The organism is Streptomyces lincolnensis, assembly GCF_021173675.1.
Taxonomy (GTDB): domain Bacteria; phylum Actinomycetota; class Actinomycetes; order Streptomycetales; family Streptomycetaceae; genus Streptomyces; species Streptomyces lincolnensis_B.
This window is the reverse complement of sequence record NZ_JAIHON010000038.1, coordinates 1-1,118: the sequence shown is the minus strand read 5'-3', so window position 1 is coordinate 1,118 and position 1,118 is coordinate 1. Positions and strand designations below refer to the sequence as shown.

At 56.4% G+C, this 1,118-nt stretch carries 1 rRNA gene; it reads left to right on the top strand.

Going from position 1 to position 1,118, the window contains the following annotated elements:
• Positions 1 to 1,118: ribosomal RNA gene (locus tag K4B79_RS47445) — 23S ribosomal RNA — on the top strand; the annotation flags it as partial.

Genomic DNA, 1,118 nt, shown 5'->3' with positions numbered 1-1,118 from the left:
ATACGGGGTTGTGGGATCTCTCTTTCATGGTCTGCCGGCCATGAGACGAGTCAGAAACCGTTGATGTAGGCGAAGGACATGCGAAAGGTCCGGCGTAGAGGGTAAGACCCCCGTAGTCGAAACGTCAACGGCTCGTTTGAGAGACACCCAAGTAGCACGGGGCCCGAGAAATCCCGTGTGAATCTGGCGGGACCACCCGCTAAGCCTAAATATTCCCTGGTGACCGATAGCGGATAGTACCGTGAGGGAATGGTGAAAAGTACCGCGGGAGCGGAGTGAAATAGTACCTGAAACCGTGTGCCTACAAGCCGTGGGAGCGTCGGAGTGAAGACTTGTCTTCACTCTCGTGACTGCGTGCCTTTTGAAGAATGAGCCTGCGAGTTTGCGGTGTGTTGCGAGGTTAACCCGGGTGGGGTAGCCGTAGCGAAAGCGAGTCCGAATAGGGCGACTGGAGTAGCACGCTCAAGACCCGAAGCGGAGTGATCTAGCCATGGGCAGGTTGAAGCGGAGGTAAGACTTCGTGGAGGACCGAACCCACCAGGGTTGAAAACCTGGGGGATGACCTGTGGTTAGGGGTGAAAGGCCAATCAAACTCCGTGATAGCTGGTTCTCCCCGAAATGCATTTAGGTGCAGCGTCGTGTGTTTCTTGCCGGAGGTAGAGCACTGGATAGGCGATGGGCCCTACCGGGTTACTGACCTTAGCCAAACTCCGAATGCCGGTAAGTGAGAGCGCGGCAGTGAGACTGTGGGGGATAAGCTCCATGGTCGAGAGGGAAACAGCCCAGAGCATCGACTAAGGCCCCTAAGCGTACGCTAAGTGGGAAAGGATGTGGAGTCGCACAGACAACCAGGAGGTTGGCTTAGAAGCAGCCACCCTTGAAAGAGTGCGTAATAGCTCACTGGTCTAGTGATTCCGCGCCGACAATGTAGCGGGGCTCAAGCGTACCGCCGAAGTCGTGTCATTCACACATGAGGGCCAACGCCTGTGTGGATGGGTAGGGGAGCGTCGTCTGCCGGGTGAAGCAGCCGCGGAAGCGAGTTGTGGACGGTTGACGAGTGAGAATGCAGGCATGAGTAGCGATACACACGTGAGAAACGTGTGCGCCGATTGACTAAG